This is a genomic window from Streptomyces macrosporus (assembly GCF_039533145.1).
Taxonomy (GTDB): domain Bacteria; phylum Actinomycetota; class Actinomycetes; order Streptomycetales; family Streptomycetaceae; genus Streptomyces; species Streptomyces macrosporus.
Genome location: NZ_BAAASZ010000031.1, coordinates 1 through 24,737 on the forward strand (window position 1 = coordinate 1; position 24,737 = coordinate 24,737).

The 24,737-nt window shown below is 74.1% G+C and carries 20 protein-coding genes; 6 read left to right on the forward strand and 14 right to left on the reverse strand.

Translation table 11 applies throughout. The features are described from left to right. Positions 1 to 303: 303 nt before the first annotated feature. Entirely contained in the window at positions 304 to 1,311 is a 1,008-nt protein-coding gene (locus ABD335_RS21960) for a stage II sporulation protein M (protein ID WP_344326221.1), read from the reverse strand. Between the two features lie 132 nt (positions 1,312 to 1,443). Here ABD335_RS21960 and ABD335_RS21965 point away from each other — a divergent pair, with 132 nt between their 5' ends. Continuing rightward, positions 1,444 to 2,403, forward strand: coding sequence for an RDD family protein (locus ABD335_RS21965; protein ID WP_344326223.1), 960 nt, complete (start codon positions 1,444 to 1,446; stop codon positions 2,401 to 2,403). A 4-nt stretch (positions 2,404 to 2,407) separates the two neighbouring features. On the opposite strand, the gene ABD335_RS21970 is transcribed toward ABD335_RS21965, so the two are convergent. The 8 genes from ABD335_RS21970 to ABD335_RS22005 all read right to left on the reverse strand — a co-directional run bounded on the left by ABD335_RS21970 (position 2,408) and on the right by ABD335_RS22005 (position 10,638). Next, positions 2,408 to 3,022, reverse strand: a complete 615-nt coding sequence (locus ABD335_RS21970) for a hypothetical protein (RefSeq protein ID WP_344326225.1) — start codon at positions 3,020 to 3,022, stop codon at positions 2,408 to 2,410. 84 nt (positions 3,023 to 3,106) lie between these two features. Beyond that, positions 3,107 to 4,576, reverse strand: a complete 1,470-nt coding sequence (gene ahcY / locus ABD335_RS21975) for an adenosylhomocysteinase (protein WP_344326227.1) — start codon at positions 4,574 to 4,576, stop codon at positions 3,107 to 3,109. Between the two features lie 432 nt (positions 4,577 to 5,008). Continuing rightward, the gene (locus ABD335_RS21980) at positions 5,009 to 5,974 is read right to left on the reverse strand and encodes a cation diffusion facilitator family transporter (RefSeq protein ID WP_344326229.1); all 966 of its coding nucleotides are present in this window, start codon (positions 5,972 to 5,974) and stop codon (positions 5,009 to 5,011) included. A 58-nt stretch (positions 5,975 to 6,032) separates the two neighbouring features. Then, complete coding sequence (gene manA / locus ABD335_RS21985) at positions 6,033 to 7,268, reverse strand: mannose-6-phosphate isomerase, class I (protein ID WP_344326231.1); 1,236 nt, start codon at positions 7,266 to 7,268, stop codon at positions 6,033 to 6,035. Positions 7,269 to 7,330: 62 nt separating this feature from the next. After that, complete coding sequence (locus tag ABD335_RS21990; RefSeq protein WP_344326233.1) at positions 7,331 to 8,500, reverse strand: SIS domain-containing protein; 1,170 nt, start codon at positions 8,498 to 8,500, stop codon at positions 7,331 to 7,333. Between the two features lie 27 nt (positions 8,501 to 8,527). Beyond that, on the reverse strand, positions 8,528 to 8,698 hold the full coding sequence (locus tag ABD335_RS21995; protein WP_344326235.1) for a Trm112 family protein: 171 nt from the start codon (positions 8,696 to 8,698) through the stop codon (positions 8,528 to 8,530). Between the two features lie 133 nt (positions 8,699 to 8,831). Beyond that, the gene (locus tag ABD335_RS22000) at positions 8,832 to 10,193 is read right to left on the reverse strand and encodes a phosphomannomutase/phosphoglucomutase (RefSeq protein WP_344326236.1); all 1,362 of its coding nucleotides are present in this window, start codon (positions 10,191 to 10,193) and stop codon (positions 8,832 to 8,834) included. Between the two features lie 52 nt (positions 10,194 to 10,245). Then, the gene (locus tag ABD335_RS22005) at positions 10,246 to 10,638 is read right to left on the reverse strand and encodes a DUF3499 domain-containing protein (RefSeq protein ID WP_344326238.1); all 393 of its coding nucleotides are present in this window, start codon (positions 10,636 to 10,638) and stop codon (positions 10,246 to 10,248) included. 344 nt (positions 10,639 to 10,982) lie between these two features. On the opposite strand from ABD335_RS22005, the gene ABD335_RS22010 reads away from it, so the two are divergent. Beyond that, on the forward strand, positions 10,983 to 11,450 hold the full coding sequence (locus ABD335_RS22010; protein WP_425583707.1) for a metallopeptidase family protein: 468 nt from the start codon (positions 10,983 to 10,985) through the stop codon (positions 11,448 to 11,450). A 95-nt stretch (positions 11,451 to 11,545) separates the two neighbouring features. On the opposite strand, the gene ABD335_RS22015 is transcribed toward ABD335_RS22010, so the two are convergent. From ABD335_RS22015 to ABD335_RS22025, 3 genes are all read right to left on the reverse strand, one after another. Further along, positions 11,546 to 13,084 (reverse strand): DUF5719 family protein, encoded by a 1,539-nt coding sequence (locus ABD335_RS22015; protein ID WP_344326242.1) that lies wholly within the window; start codon positions 13,082 to 13,084, stop codon positions 11,546 to 11,548. Next, positions 13,081 to 16,866 carry a glycosyltransferase gene (locus tag ABD335_RS22020; protein WP_344326244.1) on the reverse strand — a complete coding sequence of 1,262 codons (3,786 nt, stop codon included), beginning with the start codon at positions 16,864 to 16,866 and terminating at the stop codon, positions 13,081 to 13,083. The genes ABD335_RS22015 and ABD335_RS22020 overlap by 4 nt, the downstream gene beginning before the upstream one ends. 342 nt (positions 16,867 to 17,208) lie before the next feature. After that, complete coding sequence (locus ABD335_RS22025; protein WP_003950432.1) at positions 17,209 to 17,472, reverse strand: WhiB family transcriptional regulator; 264 nt, start codon at positions 17,470 to 17,472, stop codon at positions 17,209 to 17,211. A 692-nt stretch (positions 17,473 to 18,164) separates the two neighbouring features. Between ABD335_RS22025 and ABD335_RS22030 the strand changes: the two genes are divergently transcribed. From ABD335_RS22030 to ABD335_RS22040, 3 genes are all read left to right on the forward strand, one after another. Next, positions 18,165 to 18,686 carry a cysteine dioxygenase gene (locus ABD335_RS22030; RefSeq protein WP_344326293.1) on the forward strand — a complete coding sequence of 174 codons (522 nt, stop codon included), beginning with the start codon at positions 18,165 to 18,167 and terminating at the stop codon, positions 18,684 to 18,686. Between the two features lie 94 nt (positions 18,687 to 18,780). Continuing rightward, positions 18,781 to 19,743, forward strand: coding sequence for a 2-phospho-L-lactate transferase (cofD, locus tag ABD335_RS22035; protein WP_344326294.1), 963 nt, complete (start codon positions 18,781 to 18,783; stop codon positions 19,741 to 19,743). Further along, positions 19,740 to 21,104 carry a coenzyme F420-0:L-glutamate ligase gene (locus ABD335_RS22040; protein ID WP_344326295.1) on the forward strand — a complete coding sequence of 455 codons (1,365 nt, stop codon included), beginning with the start codon at positions 19,740 to 19,742 and terminating at the stop codon, positions 21,102 to 21,104. Before cofD ends, ABD335_RS22040 begins: the two co-directional genes overlap by 4 nt. Positions 21,105 to 21,125: 21 nt before the next feature. On the opposite strand, the gene ABD335_RS22045 is transcribed toward ABD335_RS22040, so the two are convergent. After that, positions 21,126 to 22,076: a DNA-3-methyladenine glycosylase family protein gene (locus ABD335_RS22045; protein ID WP_344326296.1), complete on the reverse strand. Its 951-nt coding sequence runs from the start codon at positions 22,074 to 22,076 to the stop codon at positions 21,126 to 21,128. Positions 22,077 to 22,252: 176 nt separating this feature from the next. After that, complete coding sequence (locus ABD335_RS22050) at positions 22,253 to 23,647, reverse strand: peptidoglycan recognition protein family protein (protein ID WP_344326297.1); 1,395 nt, start codon at positions 23,645 to 23,647, stop codon at positions 22,253 to 22,255. Positions 23,648 to 23,784: 137 nt separating this feature from the next. Here ABD335_RS22050 and ABD335_RS22055 point away from each other — a divergent pair, with 137 nt between their 5' ends. Then, positions 23,785 to 24,555 (forward strand): TIGR03089 family protein, encoded by a 771-nt coding sequence (locus tag ABD335_RS22055; protein ID WP_344326298.1) that lies wholly within the window; start codon positions 23,785 to 23,787, stop codon positions 24,553 to 24,555. Positions 24,556 to 24,737: the final 182 nt, after the last annotated feature.

Below are 24,737 nucleotides of genomic sequence, written 5' to 3' on the forward strand. Positions count from 1 at the left end.
GCTTCCTTCGCGACCCCTCTCCGGGGCCCCTCCGGGCGCTTCCCTTTCGGTGTCTCCGACTCTAGCAGACTCGCTTTGGCCGATTGAAATCGACTTCGCGTTCTCCAAGAGGAATTCGGAGTGCTCCGCCGGAGTCCTCGGACTCGCGGCCGGGGCGAGATGATGTTCATCTGCCTGCCCTCGGGGCTTCCACCCCCGGGCAACTTCTGAACTCTACGCCCCCGAGGCCTCCCCGTCAAGGGGCGCCTCGGAACGATCAGAACCGTAGCAGGTCTGGGGGCCCGAATGCACATCCGGCCCCGGTCAGGCCGCCGTGGGGATCTCCGCCGGACGGTCCGCGGCCTCGACGTCGCCCAGCTCACCCGCCCGTACGGCCCGGGCTCCCAGCACGTAGACGTAGACCAGGAAGGCCAGCTCGACGACGACTCCGATCGCGATCCGCGCCCAGGTGGGCAGTCCGGAAGGGGTCACGAAGCCCTCGACGACACCGGAGACGAAGAGCACCGCGGCGAGGCCGAGGGCCATGCCGATGGCCGCGCGTCCTTCCTCCGCCAGAGCCGCCCGGCGGCTGCGCGGACCCGGGTCGACGACCGTCCAGCCCAGGCGGAGACCCGTGCCGGCCGCGACGAAGACGGCGGTCAGTTCGAGCAGACCGTGCGGGAGGATCAGGCCGAGGAAGGTGTCGAGACGGCCCGCCGAGGCCATCAGACCGATGCCGATCCCGATGTTCAGCATGTTCTGGAACAGCACCCACAGCACCGGTATTCCGAGGAAGGCGCCGAAGATCAGGCAGATCGCCGCGGCCTGGGCGTTGTTCGTCCACACCTGGGCCGCGAAGGAGGCCGCCGGGTGGCTGGAGTAGTACGTCTCGTACTGGCCGCCGGGGCGGGTCAGCTCGCGCAGTTCCTCCGGAGCCGCGATGGCGGCCTGGACCTCGGGGTGGACGCCGATCCACCAGCCGATGACGGCGGCGACCAGCGTGGACAGCAGGGCCGTGGGTATCCACCAGTGCCGGGCGCGGTAGACGGCGGCCGGGAAACCGACGGTGAAGAACCGCCCCATGTCCTTCCAGGTGGAGCGGCGGGCGCCGGTGACCGCGCTGCGGGCGCGGGCGACGAGCGAGGTCAGCCGGCCGGTCAGCGCGGGGTCGGGCGCGCTGGACTGGACGAGCGACAGGTGGGTGGACGTGCGCTGGTAGAGGGCGACGAGCTCGTCGGCCTCGGCTCCGGTGAGACGGCGCCGGCGGCGCAGGAGCTCCTCCAGGCGGTCCCACTCGGCCCGGTGGGCGGTGACGAAGACATCGAGGTCCATGGGGAGAGCTTCGCAGATGGCCGCCGGCCGTTCCCGGGCTGCTTGGCGGTTGGCCGACGCCTGGCGGCAGACTGTTCGGTACCCGGCGTACGCGACGTACGGGGATGCGGCTAGGGCGAGGAGGCGTACCGGGTGAGTCAGCTCGTGACGGGTGACGCGGTGGTGCTCGGGCTACGGCCCGCGCGGCTGCCGAGCCGGGCCCTGGCCGTCTTCATCGATCTCGTCGTGCTCTGGAGCGTCTACCTCGCGCTGTCGATGGCGCTGCTGTCGGCCACCGGCTCGCTGGACGAGGCGGCCACGGCGGCGGTGGCCGTGGCGCTGCTGGTGCTGGTGCTGATGGGCGGGCCGGTCGCGGTCGAGACGCTCAGCCACGGCCGTTCGCTGGGGAAGCTGGTGTGCGGACTGCGGGTGGTGCGGGAGGACGGCGGTCCGATCCGGTTCCGGCACGCGCTGGTCCGCGGGGCGCTGGGCTTCGTCGAGATCCAGATGTCGGTGGGCGTCGTGGCGTGTATCGCCTCGCTGGTGTCCGCGCGGGGGCGGCGGCTGGGCGACGTGTTCGCCGGGACGCTGGTGGTGCGGGAGCGGATCCCGGTGCCGCGGCCGACGCCGGTGCCGCCTCCGCCGCCGTGGGTGGCCGCGCACTTCACGGAGCTGGACCTGTCGCGGGTGCCGGAGGGGCTGTGGCTGGCCGTCCGGCAGTACCTGCTGCGGGTGGACCAGCTGGACCCGCAGGTGAGCTGGTCGATGGCCCAGCGGCTGGCGACCGACGTGGCGTCCTTCACGGGGACGCCGATGCCGGAGGGCATGCCGCCGGCCGCGTACCTGTCGGGTGTGGTGGCCGAGCGGCAGGGGCGTGACGCGCAGCGGGCCTTCGGGACGCGGCCGGAGGGCGCGCCCGCGGCTCCGCCGCCGTCCCCGTTCTCACCGCCGTCGTTCCCCCCGCCGTCACCGTCACCGTCGCCGCAGGGAAGCGCGCCCGCCGCTTCCCCCCTCACGCCTCCGCCCGTACCGCGGCCGCCGCGGGCCGGTGGCTCGGAGTCGGACGGTCCGGAGGCGGAGGAGCGGCGCACCGGTTTCGTGCCGCCCGCCTGAGGGGTCAGGTGAACACCGAGGGCGGGGACTCCAGGTCCTCGAGTTCGATCCCGGGCGCCGCCAGGACGACGTCCCCGGCGATGTGGACGGAGTGCTCCTCGCCCGTCTCCGGGTCGCCCACCCGGTAGTGGTCCACGACCAGGGGGCCGCTGTCGGTGGGGTGTGCTTCGCTGTTCCGCAGTGCCCAGGTCCGGTCGAGGGTGCGCGGGGCGAGGACGGGGGGTGTGAACGCGACGAGTCGGACGCGGGTGGCGGGCGCGCCGGGAGCGGGGCGCAGCAGTCGGGCCACGGCGACGAGGAAGGCGGGGGACGCTCCGGTGAAGGCGTGGGCGGGCGCGTGGCCCTCCTGCGCGTGCTCGCCGGTCGGATCGGTGCGGACCCACGTCACGCCGTCGAGGACGCCGCCGCGGACCTGCCAGTCGGTGGTGCGGAGTTCGAGGCGGAGAGGGCGGCCGAGGTCGTCCAGGGTGAGGTCGACGGAGCCCGCGTGGTCGCCGGCGGGGTCGGTGATCCGCGAGACGTAGCGCCAGCCGGTGGGGCCGGGGGCGCACTGGAAGTGTTCCTCGCCGAGGGGGGTGTGGTCGTACGGGTCGTGGAGGGAGTAGCGGCCGCGGGGCATCGGTGGTCCTTCACGGGTCAGGCCCCCGCCGTGGGAGCGGGGGCCTGACGCCTGTCGCTGGGCTGCCGTCCGGGGCGTACCCGGTCAGTAGCGGTAGTGGTCCGGCTTGAAGGGGCCCTCCACCGGGACGCCGATGTAGTCGGCCTGCTCCGGGCGCAGGGTGGTGAGCTTGGCGCCGAGGGCCTCCAGGTGGAGACGGGCGACCTTCTCGTCCAGGTGCTTGGGCAGCACGTACACCCCGACCGGGTAGGCGTCGGTCTTGGTGAACAGCTCGATCTGGGCGATGGTCTGGTTGGCGAAGCTGTTGGACATCACGAACGAGGGGTGTCCGGTGGCGTTGCCCAGGTTCAGCAGCCGACCCTCGGAGAGCACGATGATCGACTTTCCGTCGGGGAAGGTCCAGGTGTGGACCTGCGGCTTGACCTCGTCCTTGACGATGCCGGGGATCTTCGCCAGGCCGGCCATGTCGATCTCGTTGTCGAAGTGGCCGATGTTGCCCACGATCGCCTGGTGCTTCATCCGCTGCATGTGCTCGGCCAGGATGATGTCCCTGTTGCCGGTCGCGGTGATGAAGATGTCGGCGGTCTCCACCACGTCCTCCAGGGTGGCGACCTGGTAGCCGTCCATCGCCGCCTGGAGGGCGCAGATCGGGTCGATCTCGGTGACGATCACCCGGGCGCCCTGGCCGCGCAGCGACTCCGCGCAGCCCTTGCCGACGTCGCCGTAGCCGCAGACCACGGCGGTCTTGCCGCCGATCAGCACGTCGGTGGCCCGGTTGATGCCGTCGATCAGCGAGTGGCGGCAGCCGTACTTGTTGTCGAACTTCGACTTCGTCACCGAGTCGTTGACGTTGATCGCCGGGAACAGCAGGGAGCCCTCGCGCTGCATCTCGTACAGGCGGTGGACGCCGGTGGTGGTCTCCTCCGTCACGCCGCGGATCTCCGAGGCGAGGGCCGTCCACTTGCGCGGGTTCTCGCGCAGCGTGCGGCCCAGGAGCTCCAGGATGACCCGGTGCTCCTCGCTCTCGGCGGTGGACACGTCGGGGACGGCGCCGGCCTTCTCGTACTCCACGCCCTTGTGGACCAGGAGCGTGGCGTCACCGCCGTCGTCCAGGATCATGTTGGGCCCGCCGCTGGGGGCGTCCGGCCAGGTCAGCGCCTGCTCGGTGCACCACCAGTACTCCTCCAGCGTCTCGCCCTTCCAGGCGAAGACGGGCACGCCCTTGGGGTTGTCGGGAGTGCCGTCGGGGCCGACGGCGATCGCCGCGGCGGCGTGGTCCTGGGTGGAGAAGATGTTGCACGACGCCCAGCGCACCCGGGCGCCCAGCGCCACCAGGGTCTCGATGAGGACGGCGGTCTGCACCGTCATGTGCAGCGACCCGGTGATCCGGGCGCCCTTCAGCGGCTGCTGCTCGGCGTACTCCCGGCGGATCGCCATCAGGCCGGGCATCTCGTGCTCGGCGAGCGTGATCTCCTTGCGGCCGAACTCGGCCAGGGAGAGGTCCGCGACCTTGAAGTCCCGGACGGTGTCGGTCGGTGCGTCGGTCGTCGTCATGACGAGCTGCTCCTCGGATGTCGGTCGAGGTGGTTCGGCTGGCTGGTCTGCGGCAGCGGACAGGCGCGGGGCGGGCACACGGCTCCGTGCCGTCGTGTGCCACCGGCTCGTGCGTACCATGCGGACGCACGTGTCCCCTGACCGCAGCGCAGTCCGTCGGAGGCCCTCTCTCCCTCGGCCGGTCCGTGGGGACCGCCCGACCGCCATCAGCAGCGACGTCTGTGCCCCATCGAATTTACACGCTCGGCGCGTCACCCGGTCGGCGCAGGGCGGGAACGGGGCGGCCGGGCGGAGGGTTCCGGCCATGGCCCGCACGGTGACCGCCGCCCGTCCCGTCGGTCTCCGGCCTCTCCGTTCCACGAGGTCACGCGAGGTTCCACGGCGTCCGACGGGATCCCACGGGGTTCCGTGGGATCCCGTGGAGTCCCGTGGTCAGAGCGCCTTGGCCTCGCCGGCCTCGCCCGCGGTGCCGTCGCCGCCGGCGGTCTCCGTCCGGTAGATGTCCGGCTCCAGGTAGATCACGCGGGCGATCGGGACCGCCTCGCGGATGCGGCTCTCGGCCTCGTCGATCGCGCGGGCGACGTCCGCCGCGGACTCGTGCCTCTCCACCGCGATCTTGGCGGCGACCAGCAGCTCCTCCGGGCCGAGGTGGAGCGTGCGCATGTGGATGATGCGGGTGACCCGCTCGCCGTCGACGATCGCCTCGCGGATCCTGCCCAGCGAGGCCGGGTCCGCCGCCTCGCCCAGCAGCAGGGACTTGGTCTCGACGGCCAGGACGATCGCGATGAGGATGAGCAGCACGCCGATGCAGATGGTGCCGATGCCGTCCCAGATCGGGTCGCCGGTCAACAGCGCCAGTCCGACGCCGAGCAGGGCCAGGATCAGACCGACCAGGGCGCCCAGGTCCTCCAGCAGCACGACCGGCAGCTCGGGCGCCTTGGCCCGTCGGACGAACGCCGTCCACGACTGCGTGCCGCGGATCTCGTTGGACTCCTTGATGGCCGTGCGGAAGGAGAACGTCTCGGCGATGATCGCGAAGACCAGGACGCCCACCGGCCAGTACCAGTGGTCCAGCTCGTGCGGGTGCTTGATCTTCTCGTAGCCCTCGTAGACCGCGAAGAGACCGCCGACGCTGAACAGGACGATGGAGACGAGGAAGGCGTAGATGTAGCGCTCGCGCCCGTACCCGAAGGGGTGCTCCTCGCTCGCCTTCCGCTCCGACCGCTTGCGGCCGAGCAGCAGCAGCGCCTGGTTGCCCGAGTCGGCCACGGAGTGGACGCCCTCCGCGAGCATCGACGAGGAGCCGCTGAAGGCGAACGCCACGAACTTGGCCGCGGCAATGGACAGGTTGGCGCCCAGCGCGGCGACGATCGCCTTGGTTCCGCCTGATGCACTCATGAAAGGGTGACTCTCCTGGAAGGACGGTGGGGACAGCGGGCTCGTGTCGCGTCCGCGGCTACACCGCCACGGTCGCGCGGAAGAGCGTACCGCCGCCGGAGATCTCCACACCTTCTCCTGCCCGGACGAAGGCCGAGCGGCCCTTTCCGAGGACGAGTTCGGCGCCTCCCGGCCCGCCGTCCGTTCCGGCGTCCGTCCCGCCGTCCGTCCGTCGCAGGGTGATCTCCCCGTCCGTGCACAGCAGGATCTGGGGGACGCGGTCGTCCAGGGCGCGCGGCGCGGACCCCGGCGCCAGGACGTGGCGGGAGAGCCGGAACTCGTCGACGGGCGTCGCGTACACCTCCTCGCCGTCGGGCGTCGCCTCCGGCCGCAGCACCTCCGGTTCGGCCGGCTCGAAGCGGACGACGCGCAGCAGTTCGGGCACGTCCACGTGCTTGGGGGTGAGGCCGCAGCGCAGCACGTTGTCGGAGTTGGCCATCAGCTCGACGCCGAGGCCGTCGAGGTAGGCGTGCGGGACGCCGGCGCCCAGGTAGAGGGCCTCCCCCGGCTCCAGGCGCACGACGTTGAGCAGCATCGCCGCCAGTACGCCCGGGTCGCCGGGGTAGTGGTCCGCGATGCCCGCGTAGACGGCGTGGTCCGGGGCGTGGGGTCCGTCTCCGGAGCCGAGTCGCCGGGCGGCCTCGGCCGCGGCGTCGACGGTCTCGGCCATCGCCTCCCGCTCGGCCGACAGGACGGCGGTCAGGACCTCGCTCAGCGCCTCGTCCTCGGGCCGGGCGCGCAGGATGTCCGCGTACGGCTTGAGCCGGTCGACGTCCAGGGCGTCCAGCAGTTCGGCGGTCTCGGCGGGACGGCGGAAGCCGCACAGCCCGGTGAAGGGGGTCAGGGCGCAGATGAGCTCGGGCTTGTGGTTGGCGTCCTTGTAGTTGCGGTGCGGGGCGTCGACCGGGATGCCGCGCTCCTCCTCGTCGGCGAACCCCTCCTTGGCCTGGACGAGGTCGGGGTGCACCTGGAGGGAGAGCGGCGAGGCCGCGGCGAGGACCTTCAGCAGGAACGGCAGGCGGGGTCCGAAGGCGCGTACGGTCTCCGCGCCCAGTTCGCCCTCGGGATCGGCCTCGATCACCTCCGACAGGGGGGTCTCGCCCGCTCCGCGGTCGATCCGCGACGGTGCTCCGGGGTGCGCCCCCATCCACAGCTCGGCCTGTGGTTCACCGGTCGGCTCGGTGCCGAGCAGTTCGGGGATGGCGGTGGTGGAGCCCCAGGCGTAGGGGCGCACGGTGTTGGCGAGGAGGTCCATGCCGGGTGGTGTCCTTGGTCGGGTGCTCGTCCGGTTCGTTCCGGGTCCGCCGTCCGGGCTCGTCAGGGCCGCTCGCCGACGGCGAGCGAGAGGTAGACGGCGGCGAAGTCCAGGGTGGCCAGCAGTTCGGCCGCGGTCTCCAGCGGGCTGCTGTTCTCGGTCGGTTCCAGTTCGCTGATGGGGGTGCCGTGCCCGTACGCCAGGTCGCGGGCGGCGACGGCGGCGGAGTCGGCCGTCGGGGCGCCCTCGCGCAGCAGCACGATCCGGGTGTGCAGCGACTCCGGCTCCTCCACGCGGTCGCGGAAGAAGTCGTCCGTGTCGTCGCCGGTGAGCGTTCCGTCCAGCAGCGCGCCGTGCGAGGTCATCGCCTCGGGCAGTTCGGCGGCCAGGGCCGGGCGGCCGGCGAGCGCGGTGAGGGTGGTGGCGCAGTGGCGGGCCGCGGCGGCGGCGATGGCGCCCTCGCTCCACAGCAGCGGGAGGGCGCCGGAGAACTCGGTGGCCAGGGTCTTGGCCGGGTTGTTGTAGGTGGCGGCGGCGGGGCCGCAGCGCTCGGCGACCCGGTCGAGCCGGTCGGCGAGCGCGTGGAGGCCGGCGGGTTCGGCGGCGGCCAGGCCCAGCCGGTCGGCCAGGGCGAGGAGCGGGGTGAGCAGCGCCCACAGGACGCCGGGGGCGGCGAGCGGGGCCTGACGCGGCTGCTCGTACGCGTCGCGGGGGTCGGGCCCCTCGTACCGTTGGCCCGGTGCGGCGGCGAGGGGCACGGCGAGGCCGCGGGCCTGGACGGTCGCCTCGGTCAGCGGGGCCTCGTCGGGTCCGACGGAGACCACGGTGCAGCCGCGGCGGTACGCCTGCTCGACGAGTCCGGTCAGGCCGGCCTCGGTGCCGTCGGGAGTGGCGAGCAGCAGCAGGTCCAGCGGTCCGGCCCAGCCGGGCAGCGTCCAGCGCAGGGCGCCGGGGGAGGCGAGGGGGCCGGTGGGGCGGAGCAGCGTGACGGGGACGGCGCCGTTGCCGAAGGCCCCGAGGAGGTCGGCGACACAGGAGACGGCGGGGCCGGTGCCCGCGACGAGGATCGCGCGGGGGCGCCCCTCGGGGCGCAGGTCGGTCAGGCCCGCCTCGATGGCGTGCCGGAGGGCCGTGCGGACACGGGCACCGGATGCGGCGGCTCCGCGCAGCAGGCCGTGGGTGTCGGCGCCGGCCAGGGCCTCGGGGGCGTCGAGCAGGGTCTCGTCCAGCATGTGCGGCCTCTCCGGTCGCCGGGGCGGTCAGGCGGGGCGGCGTGCCTCGTCGACGAGGAGGACGGGGATGCCGTCTCGGATGGGGTAGGCGAGTCCGCACTCGTCGCTGCCGCAGATCAGCTCGTCGCCCTCCTCGCGGAGGGGGGCGTGGCACGCCGGGCAGGCGAGGATCTCCAGAAGACCGGCTTCGAGCGGCATGGGTGCGTCCCTTCGAGGCAGTGCGGTTGTGCGGTCAGCGTACCGCCGGAGCGCGACACGCCACCCGCGGGTGTCGTGGTGCGGACACCCGGGGGTGGCGTGCGGCTCCCGGCGGACCGGGCGGTGCGGGCGGTCAGCCGCGGACGATGGCCAGGACCTCGTCGCGGACCTTGGCGACGGTCTCGGCGTCGCGCGCCTCGACGTTCAGACGCAGCAGCGGCTCGGTGTTGGAGGGGCGGAGGTTGAACCACCAGTCGCCGGGCGAGGTGACCGTCAGGCCGTCCAGTTCGTCCAGTTCCAGCCCCGCGCGGCCTTCGTAGGCGGCCTTGACCGCGGCGGCGCGGGCGGCCTGGTCGTCGACGGTGCTGTTGATCTCGCCGGAGGAGGCGTAGCGGTCGTACTGGGCGACCAGCTCCGACAGGGTGCCCTCCTGCCCGCCGAGCGCGGCCAGGACGTGGAGGGCGGCGAGCATGCCGGTGTCGGCGTTCCAGAAGTCGCGGAAGTAGTAGTGCGCCGAGTGCTCGCCGCCGAAGATCGCGCCGGTCCGCGCCATCTCCGCCTTGATGAAGGAGTGGCCCACCCGGGTGCGCACGGGGGTGCCGCCCGACTCCTTGACGACCTCGGGCACCGACCAGGAGGTGATGCAGTTGTGGATCACCGTGGAGCCGGGCGCCTTGGCCAGCTCGCGGGCGGCGACCAGGGCGGTGACGGCCGACGGCGAGACCGGCTCGCCCCGCTCGTCGACGACGAAGCAGCGGTCGGCGTCGCCGTCGAAGGCCAGTCCGATGTCGGCGCCGGTCTCCCGCACCCGGGCCTGGAGGTCGACGATGTTGGCCGGGTCCAGCGGGTTGGCCTCGTGGTTGGGGAAGGTGCCGTCGAGCTCGAAGTACATCGCGTCCAGCTCGATCGGCAGGCCCTTCAGGACCGTCGGGACGGTGTGGCCGCCCATGCCGTTGCCCGCGTCCACCACGACCTTCAGGGGGCGGATGGCGGTGAGGTCCACCAGGGAGCGGAGGTGGGCGGCGTAGTCGGCGAGGACGTCCCGCTGGGTGATCGTCCCCTGGTTCTCCACGGGTTCGGGGGCTCCGGAGTCGGCCCACTCCTCCACCAGGGCGCGGATCTCGGCCAGTCCGGTGTCCTGGCCGACCGGGGCGGCGCCCGCGCGGCACATCTTGATGCCGTTGTACCGGGCGGGGTTGTGGCTCGCGGTGAACATCGCGCCCGGCAGGTCCAGTCGGCCGCTGGCGAAGTAGAGCTGGTCGGTCGAGCAGAGCCCGATCTCGGTGACGTCGACGCCTCGGGCGGCCGCCCCTCGCGCGAAGGCCCGTGACAGGCCCGGCGAGGAGGGACGCATGTCGTGGCCGACCACGATCGCTTCGGCGCCCGTGACCTGCACGAACGCGGCGCCGAACAGTTCGGCGAGGCTCTCGTCCCACTGGTCCGGCACCACGCCGCGTACGTCGTACGCCTTCACGATCTGCGACAGATCAGGCACAGTCCACCCCTTCTGGAGTATCTGGTGACGGCCCAAATGTAACCGGGATGGATCAATTCTCGGGGGAGCGCAGCACCCTCAGGTGGCCGCGTCTGGCCACCTCCATCAGGTCCCGGTCGCGCGTGCCGCCGGGGCCGGACGGTTCGGCGGGGGCGGTGGTCCTGCGCTGGGGGGTGCGGGCGGCCTCGCGCACGGCGTTGGCCAGGGCCTCCAGGTCGTCACCGCTGGGACGCGCGGGGCCGGTGTCCACGGCGAGGCGGACGACCTCCCAGCCGCGCGGGGCGGTCAGCCGCTCCGAGTGCTCCGAGCAGAGGTCGTAGCAGTGGGGCTCGGCGTAGGTGGCGAGGGGGCCGAGGACGGCGGTCGAGTCCGCGTAGACGTACGTCAGCGTCGCCACGGCAGGGCGGCCGCACGCGGTGCGCGAACAGCGACGTACAGGGCTCACAACGTTGGACGGTACCGCACTCTTGAGCGGGCCGCGACGACTCTCCGAGAGGTCACCCGGTTGTGTCGTGCCGGTTCCCCGGGACCGTGCGCGCCGGCCGCGACACGGCTGACCTGCCACGTGACGGAAAAGTCCCGGTATGGGCCGGACAGCGGAGCCGTTATCTCTTCGTTCGGATACCGTCATCGACGAGCGATCTTCGATCGAAGGAATGACCGAAACCGCTCCGTGGGAATTCGGAATCGACCGTCTGTGGACGCCTGTCTCCCGTGCGCCGCCGCGTGCGGGATCGCGCCGTGTCGTCACCGGTCCCCGGCCGCCTCCGGAGGGCTACTCTCAAGATGATGAGCAACCCCGTACCGCCTCGCCGACCCGACCCGCGACCGCGTCGCCGGGATCGCCACGGGCGTGGCATGCGCGGCCCCATCGCGCCGCCCCAGGTCCCCCTCGCCATGAGCCGCGCCGACGCCTTCGACGACCTGGTGCGCGACTCCGCGGACCGGCTGGAGCGGAAGTGGCCGCAGTTGGCCGGGGTCGAGTTCGTGGTGCAGGAGGTGCCGCCCGCCCAGCCGGACGCCGACGGCTGGGGCGGTCTGTGGGGCGACGGTCCGGACAGCGTGCCGCTCGGCCGCCACGCGCCGGCGCGGGACGGCCGCCCCGACCGCGTCATCGTCTACCGGCGCCCCATCGAACTGCGGTCCAAGACGCGCGACGACCGGGCGCTGCTCGTCCACGAGGTCGTCGTGGAGCAGGTCGCCGAACTCCTCGGGCTGGCCCCGGAGTCGATCGACCCACGGTACGGACAGGACTGACGGCCCGGGGCGGAGCGCCCCGGGCCGTCGGTTCTTCCCGGTCCTTCCCGATCCTTCCGGCCGGTCCTTCCGTTCCGGTCCGTCTCGGTTCCGTCTCAGTCGAGCAGGACGGACAGGTCCTGGCCGGCCTCGGGCACCGCCACCGTGCCCCGGTCGTCCGGGAGCGTCTGCACGGTGAACATCGGAATGCCGTCCTCCGACACCCCCAGCGTCCGCGCCGCGTACACCGGCCCGCCCGAGAGCCTCTCGACGGTGAGCGCGTAGCGCCCCTCGCCGCCCTCCGGCCGCAGGTCGTCCACGGCCGTCGTGGTGCCGGCCTTGAGGGTGTACGTCCGGCTCACCGGCTCGCCGCCGGCGCTGCCCGCCGAGGCCGTCACCCGCACCTTCGCGGCCTTGCCCGGCGCCGCCAGGGACAGCACCGTCCCCGCGTCCTTCCCCTTCGCCGCCGCGGCGTCGCTGCCGGCGGCGGACGCGCGCTCCTGGATCGGCGCGGTGGCGGGGACGAACGCCATCTCCTGCCGGTCGCCCTTGCCGCGCAGCACTCGCGCGGCCGCCACCACCGGCGCTCCCCCGTCCTTCTCGGCCGGGCTCAGCAGCAGCGAGCCCGCCTCGCCCCGGGTGAGGTCGTCGAGGTCCACGGCGACGGTCGTCCCGCTCCTGACGTGGAGGGTCTCCTGGCCGGCCGGGGTGATCGTGCCGGTGGGGGTCGCCAACTGCACCTTCAGGTCGGCGTCCTCCTCACCGGGCGCGAAGACGACCAGGCGGACGCCGGTGGCGTCGGCCGGGATGCCGGGCAGCACCAGGCCGTCGCGGGACCGGGCGGAGGCCGGCAGCCAGTCGCCGCCGAGCTTGTCGTCCAGGGACTGCACCTGGGCGCCGATCCGGCCGCTGCGCGCCACGACGTGCAGGACCACGTTGGTCACCGGCTCCCGCGACAGCGTGGAGAGCAGCACGGGGACCGTGGAGCGGGCGGGGACGTTGATGCCCTGGCCGCTGTCGGTCCGCACCGAGCCGTCCTTGCCGTACAGCTCCAGGTCGACCACGGCCGGGCTGTCGTCGGGGTTGGTGAGGTGGATGTAGTCGTGGCGGTCGTCGGCGGTGCTGGCGCCGGGGAACCAGAACTCGGTGTCGGGGACCGTGCACGACAGGCCCAGCAGCCCGCGGCCGGTGCCCGCGGTGACGAGGGTGGTCTGCTGGACCGTCCAGCCGGGGGCGAGACGGCCGTCGGCCGAGCCGGTGAGCGCGGGGGAGCCGGTGCGGTCGGTCTCGACGACGACCGGTGTGCCGGGCTCCTTCAGCGGCGCGACCGGCTCGGGCTTCTCCGCCTTCGCGCCGTCCTTGCCGCCCTGTTGCCCGCCGCCCTCCAGGGTGCTCGCGGCGGGCAGCAGTCCGGCCGTGCCCTTCCCCGCGGACTCGCGCTCGGCGGCGCCCTCGGGGGTGAAGGCGGTGTACGTCGTCTCGCCGATCTCCGAGGAGGTCGGCTGGGGGCACACCAGCGTGGAGCGCTCCACCGGGAGCCGGGCCGCGGACGCGGGCGCGGCGGAGTCGTCGGAGGGGACGGTCAGCGAGGCGAGACCGGTGACGGCGGCCAGCGCGGTGGCCACGCCGATCAGGGAGTAGGCGGTGCGGTTCATGGGCGGTCGCTCCTGTTGCCGTACGTGGTGCCGTCCTGCCGGGTGCCGTAGCCGTCGCCGTAGCCGCTCTGGTCGTAACCGCCCTGGTCGTAGCCGCCTTGACCGTAGCCGTCCTGACCGTGGCCGTAGCCGTCCTGCGTGCCGTAGCCGCCGCTCTGGTGGCCGTAGCCGTCGTAGGAGGGCCGGGCCTGGGGCTGTCCGCCCTGGCCGTACGGGTCGGTCTGGCCGGCGTACTGCTGCTCCTGCCAGCCGCCGTAGCCCTGCTGGGACGCGTACGGGTCCTGGGCCTGCGGCTGGGGCTGGGGCTGCGGCCGGGGTTCGGACTCGGGCTCGGGGGCCGGCTCGGGCAGGGCCTCCGGCTCCGACTCCGGCGCGGTCGGCGGCGGACCGCCGGCGGCCTCCTGGGCCGCCCGCAGCCTGCGCGCCCGCCGGCCCTCGCCCTCGACCGGCCGCGCGGGCACGGTCTCGGCCTCCGGCAGGTCGTCGTCGACCTCGCGGCGCCGCCCCGGCAGCGCCATCACCAGCACGACCAGCGCCAGGAAGCCCTGCGTCCACACCCATGCGGTGTGCGCGGCGGAGGTCTCGTACGTCAGGTCCAACCGGCCGCCCTCGGCGGGCAGTTCGAAGCCCTGCGCCCAGCCGTCCACGGTGACCGGCTTCAGCGCGCGTCCGTCGAGCGTGGCCTGCCAGCCCGGGTCGGCCGCGTCGGCGATCCGCAGCACCCGGCCGGCGGGACCGGCGGGGACGTCGGCGTGGGCCTCGACCGGCCCGGACGCGACGGTCACCGGCTCGTCCGCCTCGCCGGCGGACGCGCCGTCCTCGGACGCGCCGGGGACGACGGTGATCCGGGCGACCTGGGCGTCCACCCGCCACAGCGCGCCGCCGTCCTGCTGGCTCAGCCGGGTCAGGCCCGGCGTCGCGTCCAGCACTCGGGCGATCTCCCGGGGCGCGCCGTCGCGCACCAGGACGTAGCGGACGGCGTAGCCGCCGAGTTGGCTGGTCTGGTCGGCGCCGGAGCCCGCGACCAGGTTGCCGACCACCTCGCCCAGCCGTCGGTCGTCTCCGAGCGCGCGGGCCACGTCGCCGTCGCCCAGGCGGGCGCCGGAGCCTCGGACGAGGGTGTAGGAGACCCGGGAGGCGCCGCCGGAGACGGTGTTCGCACCGTCGTCCGCACCGTCGCTCTCGCCGTCGAGGACGAGGGTGCGCGGCTGGTCGCGGGTGTTGCTCTCCTCCGCGACGAACGCCGGCACCTGCACCGGGCTGCGCCGCTCCAGCGGCCCGTCCGCGCCGGCCGTCATCCAGGCGACGGCCGCCACCAGCGGTGCCGCGGCGGCCGCGACGGCGATGAGCGCGGCGACGGGCTGCCGCCAGCCGAAGCTCTGCGCGGCGACCCGGGCGTACGCGCCCTCGGCGCCGACCGCGGCGGCGGCCAGCAGCGCCAGCCCGTAGACGAGGGTGGCGGGACCGGCCCAGCCGGAGCCGCCGGCGAGGACGGCGAAGAGCAGGCCGACCAGGGCGGCGGACCAGGCGGCGACGATCGCCGTCCGCCGCTCGGTGCGCAGCAGCGCGGCGAGCGCGGCCGCCACCACGCCGACGAACAGCATCCCGCCCACGGTGCCCGGCCCGCCGGGGTCGAGGGCGAGCAGTCCGGTGGCGGAGGCGGTGCCCTCGCCGTACGGCAGCCCGGCCTCGCTCAGGAAGGCCGAGGGGTTGGCGAGCAGTTCCAGGGACCACGGCGCGAGCAGCACCATCGGGACCACCAGCAGCACGGCGCCGCGGACGGCGTACGCCGCCGCGTGGGCGCCCTGCCGCACCCGCAGGGCCACGACGGCCAGCGTGAGCACGACGGCGATCGGCCAGACCACGGGGGTGAAGGCGGCGGTGAGGGTGAGCAGCAGCGCGCACGCCCACGCCGGCCGCCACCCCGGTTTGTGCGCTCGGCCCTCCTCGGAGAGCCCTGCCGCGGCGACCGCCGCGCGGGCCATCGGCGGCAGGGTGACGGCGAGGACGGCGGTGCCGAGCCGGCCGCCCGCCAGGGCTCCGGTGACGGCGGGGAGGAAGGCGTAGGCGACGCTGCCCCAGGCGCGCAGCAGCCGGGAGGAGACCAGCGGCCGGGAGGCGAAGTACGCGGTGAGCCCGGCCAGCGGCACCGAGCAGACCAGCAGCAGGGTGAGGGTGAACCCGGTGCTGCCGAGGAACACCGTGGCGAGCGTGGCGAGGACCGCCAGGTACGGCGGCGCGGACTCGGCGCCGCCGACGCCGACCGGCTGCCAGGACTCCAGGTGGCGTGCCCACAGGTCGGCGACGTCACCGGGCGCGGGCAGCAGGGCGCCGCCCGCCAGCGCGCCGCCGCCCAGCAGGTTGCGGCAGGCCACCAGGGAGGCGAGGAGGAGGACGGCGAAGAGCACGGGCGCCGGCTTGCGGGCGATCCGCTTCAGCCGGGCGAACTGCTCGACGTCGAGGAAGTCCGCGTCCTCGTCCCCGGGACCGGTCTCGACGGCGCCGTGCCGTCCGCCGGAGGAGAGGTCGGGGTCGGAGCGTCCGGCGAAGTTGCTCGCGACCTGTTCGACGGTGGCCCGTACGGTCGCGCCGGGCGGTGGGAAGAGAGGGCGCAGGTCGGAGTGGCTCACGACGGGTTTGCCGCGTCTGCGCCGGGCGCCGAGGACGAGGCCGGGGCGCAGCAGGACGCCCACGAGCCCGGTGAACTCGTCGAGCGCCTGGCCGGGCACCTTGCCGACCAGATAGGCCAGCATCCGCAGCAGGGTGCCCAGCACCAGCCGCAGCAGGACCCAGGGCAGCAGCTTGCCGGGGGTGTTGACGAGCAGCGTGTAGACCGCGCCCGCCTTGTCCACCCGGTGAGGGCCGGCGACCGAGCGTCCCATGCAGTCGATGGGCCGCCGTTCGCGGGCGGCGGCCTCGGCGTGCCGCACGACGGCGTCCGGCGCGACCAGCACGCGGTGGCCGGCGGCCTGGGCCCGCCAGCACAGGTCCACGTCGTCGCGCATCAGCGGCAGACGCCGGTCGAAGCCGCCGAGCTCCTCGAAGACGTCGCGGCGTATGAGCATGCCGGCGGTGGAGACGGACAGCACCTGCCGTACCTGGTCGTACTGGCCCTGGTCCTGTTCGCGCCGGTCCAGGCCGGTCCAGCGGCGCCCGCTGTGGGCGATGGAGACGCCGACCTCCAGCAACTGGCGGCGGTTGTACCAACTGCGCAGCTTGGGCCCGACGACGGCGGCCGAGCGGCTGGAGTCGGCGACCCGCAGCAGCTCGGCGAGGGCGTCCGGTTCGGGCGCGCAGTCGTCGTGCAGCAGCCACAGCCACTGGACGGGCTCGCCGTGGGGCAGTTCGGGCATGTCGTAGGCGTCGTCGCGCCAGGTCCGGGTGACCGGGTCCCAGCCGCTGGGCCGCTTGAGGTACGGCAGGTCGTCGGGGCCCGGGACGGGCGCGGTGCGGACCGCCTCCTCGACGGCCGCGCCGAATCCGGTGCGGCGGGCGAGGTGCAGGACGCGGTCGGGGCCGAGGGCCTCGGCGAGCAGCCGGGCGGAGTCGTCGGCACTGCCGGTGTCGGCGGCGACGACGTTCTGCACCGGCCGCTCCTGGCCCAGGAGCCCGGCCAGCGCGTCGGGCAGCCAGCGCTCGCCGTCGTGTGCGACGAGCACGGCGGTGACGACGTGCCGCGGGAACTCCGGTGGCTGGGTGGAACCGAACGCCCCTGGCTGGGGAGAACCGAACGCTGCTGTGGCCGCCTCGTACTGGGCCGCCGGGTGGCTGTGCACGGACATCGGGGTAGGGGCCCTCCGGCCGGGGTCCGGGGGTCGCCCCCCGGAAGGCTGCTGCGTGGAACTGGCAGTGGACTGAGCCGGACGCGGGCGCCGCACGGGCGGCGGTCGCGTCGTGGACGGCCCCCCACACTAATGGCTGAACGCGGCCCGCCGTTCGGGGTCCCGCGGGACGGCCCCCGAACAGCGGTCCGCCCCCCGCGGGCGGGCGGGGGGCGGACCGGAACGTTATGGGAACCGTGCGGCGTTGTGTGTCGGTTCGTCAGGAGGTCGAGCGCCGAGCGCTCGGACGGCCGACCGGGGAGCCGGCGCGGCCGGCCCGACGCCGGAGGAACCGGCGGACCGTCAGACGGCGGCCTTCTTCAGGCGGCGGCGTTCGCGCTCGGAGAGGCCGCCCCAGATGCCGAAGCGTTCGTCGTTGGCGAGGGCGTACTCCAGGCACTCGGAACGGACCTCGCACGCGAGGCAGACCTTCTTGGCCTCCCTCGTCGAGCCCCCCTTCTCGGGAAAGAAGGACTCGGGGTCGGTCTGGGCGCACAACGCGCGCTCCTGCCAGCCGAGCTCCTCGTCCGCCTCTTCGACCAGCAGTTGTTCGAACAGCTCGGTCATGCGCGCGCCCCTCGTCTGTCTTTACGTCCCCGTGATGCTGTCGTTATCGATCCCAGCCGAACGACACGAGTGAAATTACAAGTGTGTGCATCCACCCGAGTCAAGCCGGGATCTGCTATTGGGCCCGTTATTCACTCTGCGGAACCAAGACCCTACATTAAGTGTTTAAATCACCACAAACTACGACACGCAGATCGGGCATCTCGCTCGCTCCCCCCTCTCACCCGGAAGGACGCCGCCGGCTCCGGCCGCGTTGCCCTCCACGCCCCGAAGAGAAGTGGATCACAGTTGGATCACGGATCCGCAACGACGCTCGGCCATGCGGCTGTTGCGCCACGTGTCCGAATCCGGCCCGCATAAACCTTTCAGCGGCCCCCGGGACCGGATGTGGTGAATCCCACTCGCCAAACGGGCCATCCGTTTGACAGCGGGAGGGGGTACCCGTTCTGCTTGGTCTCATGCCAGCGATTCGCGCGTTCGACCCGGCCCGCCGCCGCGGGGCCCTTCGCGCTGCCCGGGTCTCCTGTCGCTGTCGCTGTTGCTGTCGTTGAGGCGCTCGTCGGGGTGTCGAGGCACCGCCTCCCCCTTCTTCTCCTCTCCGCCTCTCCGCCTCTTCTCCGTTCTTCGCTCCACCGCCTCCCGGCCGCCCCGGGGGCCTCCCGCTCTGCCTTCGCTCCAGAGGACTCCTGACCGTGAACAGCGACGTCGAGATCGCCGGCGACCCGCTCGCCGTACCGCACCTCCTGCCGCCCGTCCCCTCCCATCCCTCCACCGTCGCCGGTTTCGCCGGCCTGGCCCGTACGATCGCCGCCGACCGCGCCGCCTGGGCCCCGCTCGTCCGGTACGACGCCACCACCCGCTGGTACCACCGGCTGCGCACCGGCCCCGGCTACGAGGTCTGGTTGCTGAGCTGGGTGCCCGGCCAGGGCAGCGGACCGCACGACCACGGCCCCTCCTCCGGGGTGCTCACCGTCCTCGACGGCGAGTTGACCGAGCGGAGCACGCGCGGGACCCGCGCGCTCGGTGCCGGCGCACAGCGGGTCTTCGCGCCCGGCTACGTGCACGAGGTCGTCAACGACGCGCTCGAACCGGCCGTCAGCCTGCACGTCTACTTCCCCGGCCTCACCGAGATGCCGATGCACCCGCCGCACGCCCTCGCGTGCACCCCCGCGCACCCGGACGCGTCCGCGCTTCGGACTCCGTTCCTCGGCTGACGGCCCGCCCGAAGAGGACGGTCTCCGGCGGAGAGTCCCTCCGAGCCCCGGCCTTCCCCTCGGGGGACGGCCCTCGGCTGAGAGACTGTCCTTCATGCAGCGCATTGTGGTTCTGGCCGGGGGCATCGGTGGTGCCCGCTTTCTGCGTGGGCTCAGGGCGGCCGTGCCCGACGCCGAGATCACGGTCGTCGGCAACACCGGGGACGACATCCACCTCTTCGGGCTCAAGGTCTGCCCGGACCTCGACACGGTGATGTACACCCTCGGGGGCGGCATCCACGAGGAGCAGGGCTGGGGCCGCGCCGACGAGACCTTCACGGTGAAGGAGGAGCTGACGGCGTACGGCGTCGGGCCGGACTGGTTCGGCCTGGGCGACCGCGACTTCGCCACCCACATCGTCCGCACCCAGATGATCGACGCCGGTTATCCCCTCAGCGCCGTCACCGAGGCGCTGTGCGCGCGCTGGAAGCCGGGGGTGCGGCTGCTGCCGATGACCGACGACCGGGTCGAGACCCATGTGGTGATCGAGACCGAGGACGGCGGTCGCAAGGCCGTGCACTTCCAGGAGTACTGGGTGCGGCTGCGGGCCTCCGTCCCCGCGCAGGCGGTCGTCCCGGTCGGCGCCGAGCAGGCCAAGCCGGCACCGGGCGTGCTGGACGCCATCGCCGGGGCCGACGTCGTCCTCTTCCCGCCGTCCAACCCGGTGGTCAGCATCGGCACGATCCTCGCCGTGCCCGGCATCCGCGAGGCGATCGCCGACGCCGGCGTGCCGGTGGTGGGCCTGTCCCCCATCGTCGGCGGCGCCCCGGTGCGCGGGATGGCCGACAAGGTGCTGGCCGCCGTCGGCGTGGAGGCCACCGCCTCGGCCGTGGCCAGGCACTACGGGCCGGGCCTGCTGGACGGCTGGCTGGTGGACACCGTGGACGCGGACGCCGTGCCCGAGGTCGAGGCGGCGGGCATCCGCTGCCGGGCCGTGCCGCTGATGATGACGGACATCGACGCCGCCGCCCGGATGGCCGGCGAGGCGCTGGCGCTGGCCGAGGAGGTGCGGGTGTGAGCGGCGCGGCGCAGGCCCCGGCGTACCGGGTCTGGGCGCTGCCCGGAATCCCCGAGGTGCGGCCCGGCGACGACCTGGTGAAGCTCATAGGCGACGCGGCCACCGCGCCCGGCCTGCCCGGGCTGGCGCACGGGGACGTGGTGGTCGTCACCTCGAAGATCGTCAGCAAGGCCGAGGGCCGGGTGGTGGAGGCCGCCGACCGCGAGGCCGCCATCGACGCCGAGACCGTACGGGTGGTCGCCCGGCGCGGTCCGGCGCGGATCGTGGAGAGCCGGCACGGCTTCGTGATGGCCGCGGCCGGGGTCGACGCCTCCAACACCCCCGCCGGGACGGTGCTGTTGCTGCCCGAGGACCCGGACGCCTCCGCGCGCCGCATCCGCGACGGCCTGCGCGAGACGCTGGGCGTCGAGGTCGGCGTCGTGGTCACCGACACCTTCGGGCGGCCCTGGCGCGAGGGCCAGACCGACGTGGCGATCGGCGCCGCCGGGGTCCGGGTGCTCCAGGACCTGCGCGGCGGCACCGACATGTACGGCAACCCGCTGGGCGTGACGGTCACGGCGGTGGGAGACGAACTGGCCGGGGCCGGCGAGCTGGTGAAGGGCAAGGCCGACGGGCTGCCGGTCGCGGTGGTCCGGGGCCTGGGCCGGCACGTGTTCCGGTCCGACGAGGGCGACGAGGACGACGAGGCGGCCCGGGCGGACGCGGCCGGGGCCCGCGCGCTGATCCGCGACGCGGCGAACGACATGTTCCGCCTCGGCACCTCGGAGGCCGTCCGGGAGGCGGTGACGCTGCGGCGCACCGTCCGGGAGTTCACCGACGAGCCGGTGGACGGCGCGGCCGTGCGGCGGGCGGTGGCCGCGGCGGTCACCGCCCCGGCGCCGCACCACACCACCCCCTGGCGCTTCGTCCTGCTGGAGTCGGCGGAGTCGCGCACCCGGCTGCTGGACGCCATGCGCGACGCGTGGGTGGCCGACCTGCGCCGGGACGGGAAGAGCGAGGAGAGCATCGCCAAGCGGATCCGGCGCGGCGACGTGCTGCGCAACGCGCCGTATCTGGCGGTGCCGTGCCTGGTGGCCGACGGGGCGCACGCCTACCCGGACGCGCGGCGGTCGGCCGCCGAGCGCGAGATGTTCGTGGTCGCGGCCGGGGCCGGGGTGCAGAACTTCCTGGTCGCCCTGGCCGGCGAGGGGCTGGGGTCGGCGTGGGTGTCCTCGACGATGTTCTGCCGGGACGTGGTGCGGGAGGTGCTGGACCTCCCGGACGACTGGGACCCGATGGGCGCGGTGGCCATCGGTCGGGCGGCGGCCCCGCCCAGGCCCCGTCCCTGCCGGACGGCCGACGACTTCACCGTCGTCCGCTGACCGTCCGCGCGCCCCGGGTGCTCACAGGCGTGCGATGTCGACGCGCGGGAAGCGGGGCGCGCGGCGGGGCGGGACGCGCCCCGTGGTCAGGATCAGCCGGGTGGCGCGGTGGCGCTGGCCCGCGTAGGGGGCGAGCAGTTCCAGCATCCGCTCGTCGTCGCCGTCCCGCTCGCCCGTGAGGGCGTAGACCACGGTCCTCGGCAGGTGGAGGTCCCCGACCGTCACCGCGTCCGCCGCCCCGATGACGCGCTGGAGCGTCTCGGCCGCCGTCCACGGCCCGATGCCGGGGATCGCCGTCAGCCGGGCCGTGGCCGCCGCCAGGTCCATGTGCGCCGCCTCCTGGAGGCGGCGGGCGCGGGCGACCGCGCGCAGGATCGTCGAGGAGCGCTTGTGGTCCACGCCCGCCCGGTGCCACTCCCAGGAGGGGATCAGCGCCCAGGTGCGCGGCTCGGGCATCACGTACATCGGCTCGGGCATCGCCGCGGAGGGCGTCCCGGCCGGGCCCGGCGCGGGCTCGCCGTGGCGCCGCAGCAGCCGCCGCCAGGCGCGGTGCGCCTCCTCGGTGGTGATCTTCTGCTCCAGGATCGAGGGGATCAGCGACTCCAGCACCAGCCCGGTGCGGACCAGCCGCAGCCCGGGCCGGCGGCGGTGCGCCTCCGCGACGAGCCGGTGGCGGGGGACGAACGCCGCGGGGTCGTCCTCGGCGCCGAGGAGGGCCGGCAGGCCGTCGAGCGCCCACTCCGCTCCCGGCCCCCACGCCCGGGCCACCACCTCGCCCGCGCCCGCGTCGGGTTCGAGGCACAGGGCGGCCGGTCCGCACGGGGTGCGGGTGGCCCGCCAGACCGCGCCGCCGACCACGCGCTGGGCGGGGTCGTACGGGCCGCGCTGGAGCACCCGGAGGTTGTGGAACAGGTCGTGCGGCCCCCAGGGCTCCGGCGGGGCCCAGCGGCGGACGGACACGGCACCGGTCACGGCCGGGTGTCCCCGTCTCCGGCGGAAGGGGTCGCTTCTGTCACCGGTTCGTCTCCGCTCCCGGCCGTTCCCGACCGTTCCCGGCCGCCGACGGCACCGTGCCGGGCGGCCGGGCCAGTGTAGGCACGGCGCCCGGCACGGTCGGGAGCCAGGGGAGCGCGGGGCCGCCCGGGGGGTTACCGGCCCTGGAGACGGGCCGCGTTGTTCCGGATGGTGCCGAGCTTGGCGTAGAGCCGGTCGCCCGGGCAGCCGGTGCCGTAGCCGTCCCGGTGTCCGGAGACGGTGTTGAACCTGACCTTGGTGCCCTTGGCGTACTTGCCGCCGCCGGAGGTCAGGACCGCGGTGCCCTTCGGGTTGCCGCCGTGCAGGCCGAGCTTCCAGGCGATCAGGCGGGAGACGGCGTTCACCGCCGCGGTGGAGGGGTTGGTGGTGTTGTACGAGCCGAGGACGGCGATGCCGGTGCTGTCGGCGTTGAAGCCGTAGGTGTGGGCGCCCATCACCGGCTTGGCCACGCCGCCGGCGCGTCCCTCGTAGATCTTTCCGCACTTGTCGACGAAGAAGTTGTAGCCGACGTCCCGCCAGCCGTTGCTCTTGACGTGGTAGCGGTAGATGCCCCGGATGATGGCGGGCGCCTGGGAGCAGGAGTAGTTGTTGCTCGCCGCCGTGTGGTGGACGAAGGCGACCTTGACCGTCTTGGTGTAGAGGAACGACCCGCGGATGCTCTCGTCGGCGCCCCAGCCCCTGCGGGTGACGATGGCCGGGCGCGGTCCGATGGGGGCGAGGGTGGCGGCGGTCGGCTCGTCGACCGCGACGGTGTCCACCGTCGGCCTCCGTGCGGCGTCCGCCGCCGACGGGTCCTCCGGGGACGTCGGTTGTTCCAGGGCGGGGATCTCGTGGGAGCCGACGGGGGCGAGTTCGGCGTTGGCCTCGTCGCTGGCGCGGGCCTGGGGGGTGAGGTCGTCGGTGGGGGCCTCGCCGGGGTCGACCAGGTCCAGGCGCAGCCCGTCGGGCAGTCCCGTCTCCGTGGCCGCCTCCGTGCCCGTCTCCCCGCCCGTCTGCTCGCCGGAGCCGTCGGGTTCCTCCGGCAGGACGCGGACCTGTACGCCGTCGGAGTCGCCGACCCACAGCGGGGCCGTGGCTCCGCGCAGCCTGCCGCCCTTGTGCTCGGCCGAGTCGGGGTCGGGTCTGTCGGCGTGGGCCTCCAGATCCTGCCAGGGCGACCAGGCGCCGGTGCCCACGGCCCGGGTGCGCACCTGGATGCGGCCGTGCACTTCCTCCTCCGGGTCGTTCCAGACCACGCCGAGCAGCGAGAAGGGCTCGACCTCGCGCGCCGGAAGGCCCAGGGACACGCCCTCGCCGGGCGAGTCGGGCGCGGGGGTCGCGTCGGGTGGGGTGAGCGGCACGAGCGGCAGTGACCGGGTGCTGCCCGGCAGTCGGGGGGAGGTCACGGGGACGGGAGCGGACACGGTGGCCGCGGACGCGCTGCTCGCCACTCCGGTGGGCAGAGACAGCGGCAGCGCCGCGGCGGCCGCGCAGGCGACGCCGATCGAGGACGCAATGAATGCACGCATAGAGCCGATATTGGGCAAAAGTGGTAACCCTGTCGAACCGGGAAGTCACGGACCGTTACCCTCCGGTCCTCTCGCCACCCGTCGACGCCTCTCCGCCCCGGCGTCCCCCGGCGGGCGGCCCGCGTACCCTGGCGCCGATGAACACCACCGATCGCACCCCCGCCGACCTGCTGCGATCCGCGCTCGCCGCGGACGCCGCCCGCCCGCTGGTGACCTTCTACGACGACGCCACCGGCGAGCGCGTCGAACTCTCCGTCGCCACCCTCGCCAATTGGGTGGCGAAGACGTCCAACCTCCTCCAGGACGAGCTGTCCGCCGAGCCCGGCGACCGCCTCGCCCTGCTGCTGCCCGCCCACTGGCAGACCGCGGTCTGGCTGCTCGCCTGCTCCTCCACCTCGGTCGTCGCCGACCTGACCGGCGGACCCGACGCCGTCTCGGGCGCCGACCTCGTCGTCAGCGGCCCGGACACCCTGGAGGAGGCCCGAGCCTGCACCGGCGAGCGGATCGCGCTCGGTCTGCGCCCCCTGGGCGCCCGCTTCCCCCAGGCGCCGGACGGTTTCCGGGACTACGCGGTCGAGGTGCCGGGCCAGGGCGACCGCTTCACCCCGTACTCCCCCGTCGACCCGGACGCGCCCGCGCTGGTCGTCGGCGGCGAGGAGTTGACCGGCGCGCAGGTCGTCGAGCGCGCCCGCGCCGACGCCGCCGCGCGCGGGCTCGGCCCCGACTCGCGGCTGCTGTCGGTGCTGCCGTACGACTCCTGGGAGGGGTTGTCGGCCGGGCTGTTCGCCCCGCTGGCCGCCGGCGGCTCGGTCGTGCTGTGCCGCCACGCGGAACGCCTGGACGCCTCGGCCCTGGAGGAACGGGTGCGGAGCGAACGCGTCACCCACGTCGCCGACCAGGCCGGCTGATCCGTACCGAAGGCGCGCCCGACCCCGTCCCGGACGCCGGAGCATTTCCGGCGTCCGGGACGGACCGCCCAACGGCCGGTCGCGCAAGGGATTTTCCCGCGCCACCCGTACAACCACGCGCGCCCGTCGCGTGTCTGTACAGGAGACCGGCGACCGCACGCCTGTGCGCGTACACGCCGCCG

Coding starts and splice junctions, on each gene's coding strand:
- ABD335_RS21960 (WP_344326221.1), bottom strand. CDS start 1,311: ATGGACCTCGATGTCTTCGTCACCGCCCACCGGGCCGAGTGGGACCGC.
- ABD335_RS21970 (WP_344326225.1), bottom strand. CDS start 3,022: ATGCCCCGCGGCCGCTACTCCCTCCACGACCCGTACGACCACACCCCC.
- ahcY (WP_344326227.1), bottom strand. CDS start 4,576: ATGACGACGACCGACGCACCGACCGACACCGTCCGGGACTTCAAGGTC.
- ABD335_RS21980 (WP_344326229.1), bottom strand. CDS start 5,974: ATGAGTGCATCAGGCGGAACCAAGGCGATCGTCGCCGCGCTGGGCGCC.
- manA (WP_344326231.1), bottom strand. CDS start 7,268: ATGGACCTCCTCGCCAACACCGTGCGCCCCTACGCCTGGGGCTCCACC.
- ABD335_RS21990 (WP_344326233.1), bottom strand. CDS start 8,500: ATGCTGGACGAGACCCTGCTCGACGCCCCCGAGGCCCTGGCCGGCGCC.
- ABD335_RS21995 (WP_344326235.1), bottom strand. CDS start 8,698: ATGCCGCTCGAAGCCGGTCTTCTGGAGATCCTCGCCTGCCCGGCGTGC.
- ABD335_RS22010 (WP_425583707.1), top strand. CDS start 10,983: ATGAGCAACCCCGTACCGCCTCGCCGACCCGACCCGCGACCGCGTCGC.
- ABD335_RS22015 (WP_344326242.1), bottom strand. CDS start 13,084: ATGAACCGCACCGCCTACTCCCTGATCGGCGTGGCCACCGCGCTGGCC.
- ABD335_RS22020 (WP_344326244.1), bottom strand. CDS start 16,866: ATGTCCGTGCACAGCCACCCGGCGGCCCAGTACGAGGCGGCCACAGCA.
- ABD335_RS22025 (WP_003950432.1), bottom strand. CDS start 17,472: ATGACCGAGCTGTTCGAACAACTGCTGGTCGAAGAGGCGGACGAGGAG.
- cofD (WP_344326294.1), top strand. CDS start 18,781: ATGCAGCGCATTGTGGTTCTGGCCGGGGGCATCGGTGGTGCCCGCTTT.
- ABD335_RS22050 (WP_344326297.1), bottom strand. CDS start 23,647: ATGCGTGCATTCATTGCGTCCTCGATCGGCGTCGCCTGCGCGGCCGCC.
- ABD335_RS22055 (WP_344326298.1), top strand. CDS start 23,785: ATGAACACCACCGATCGCACCCCCGCCGACCTGCTGCGATCCGCGCTC.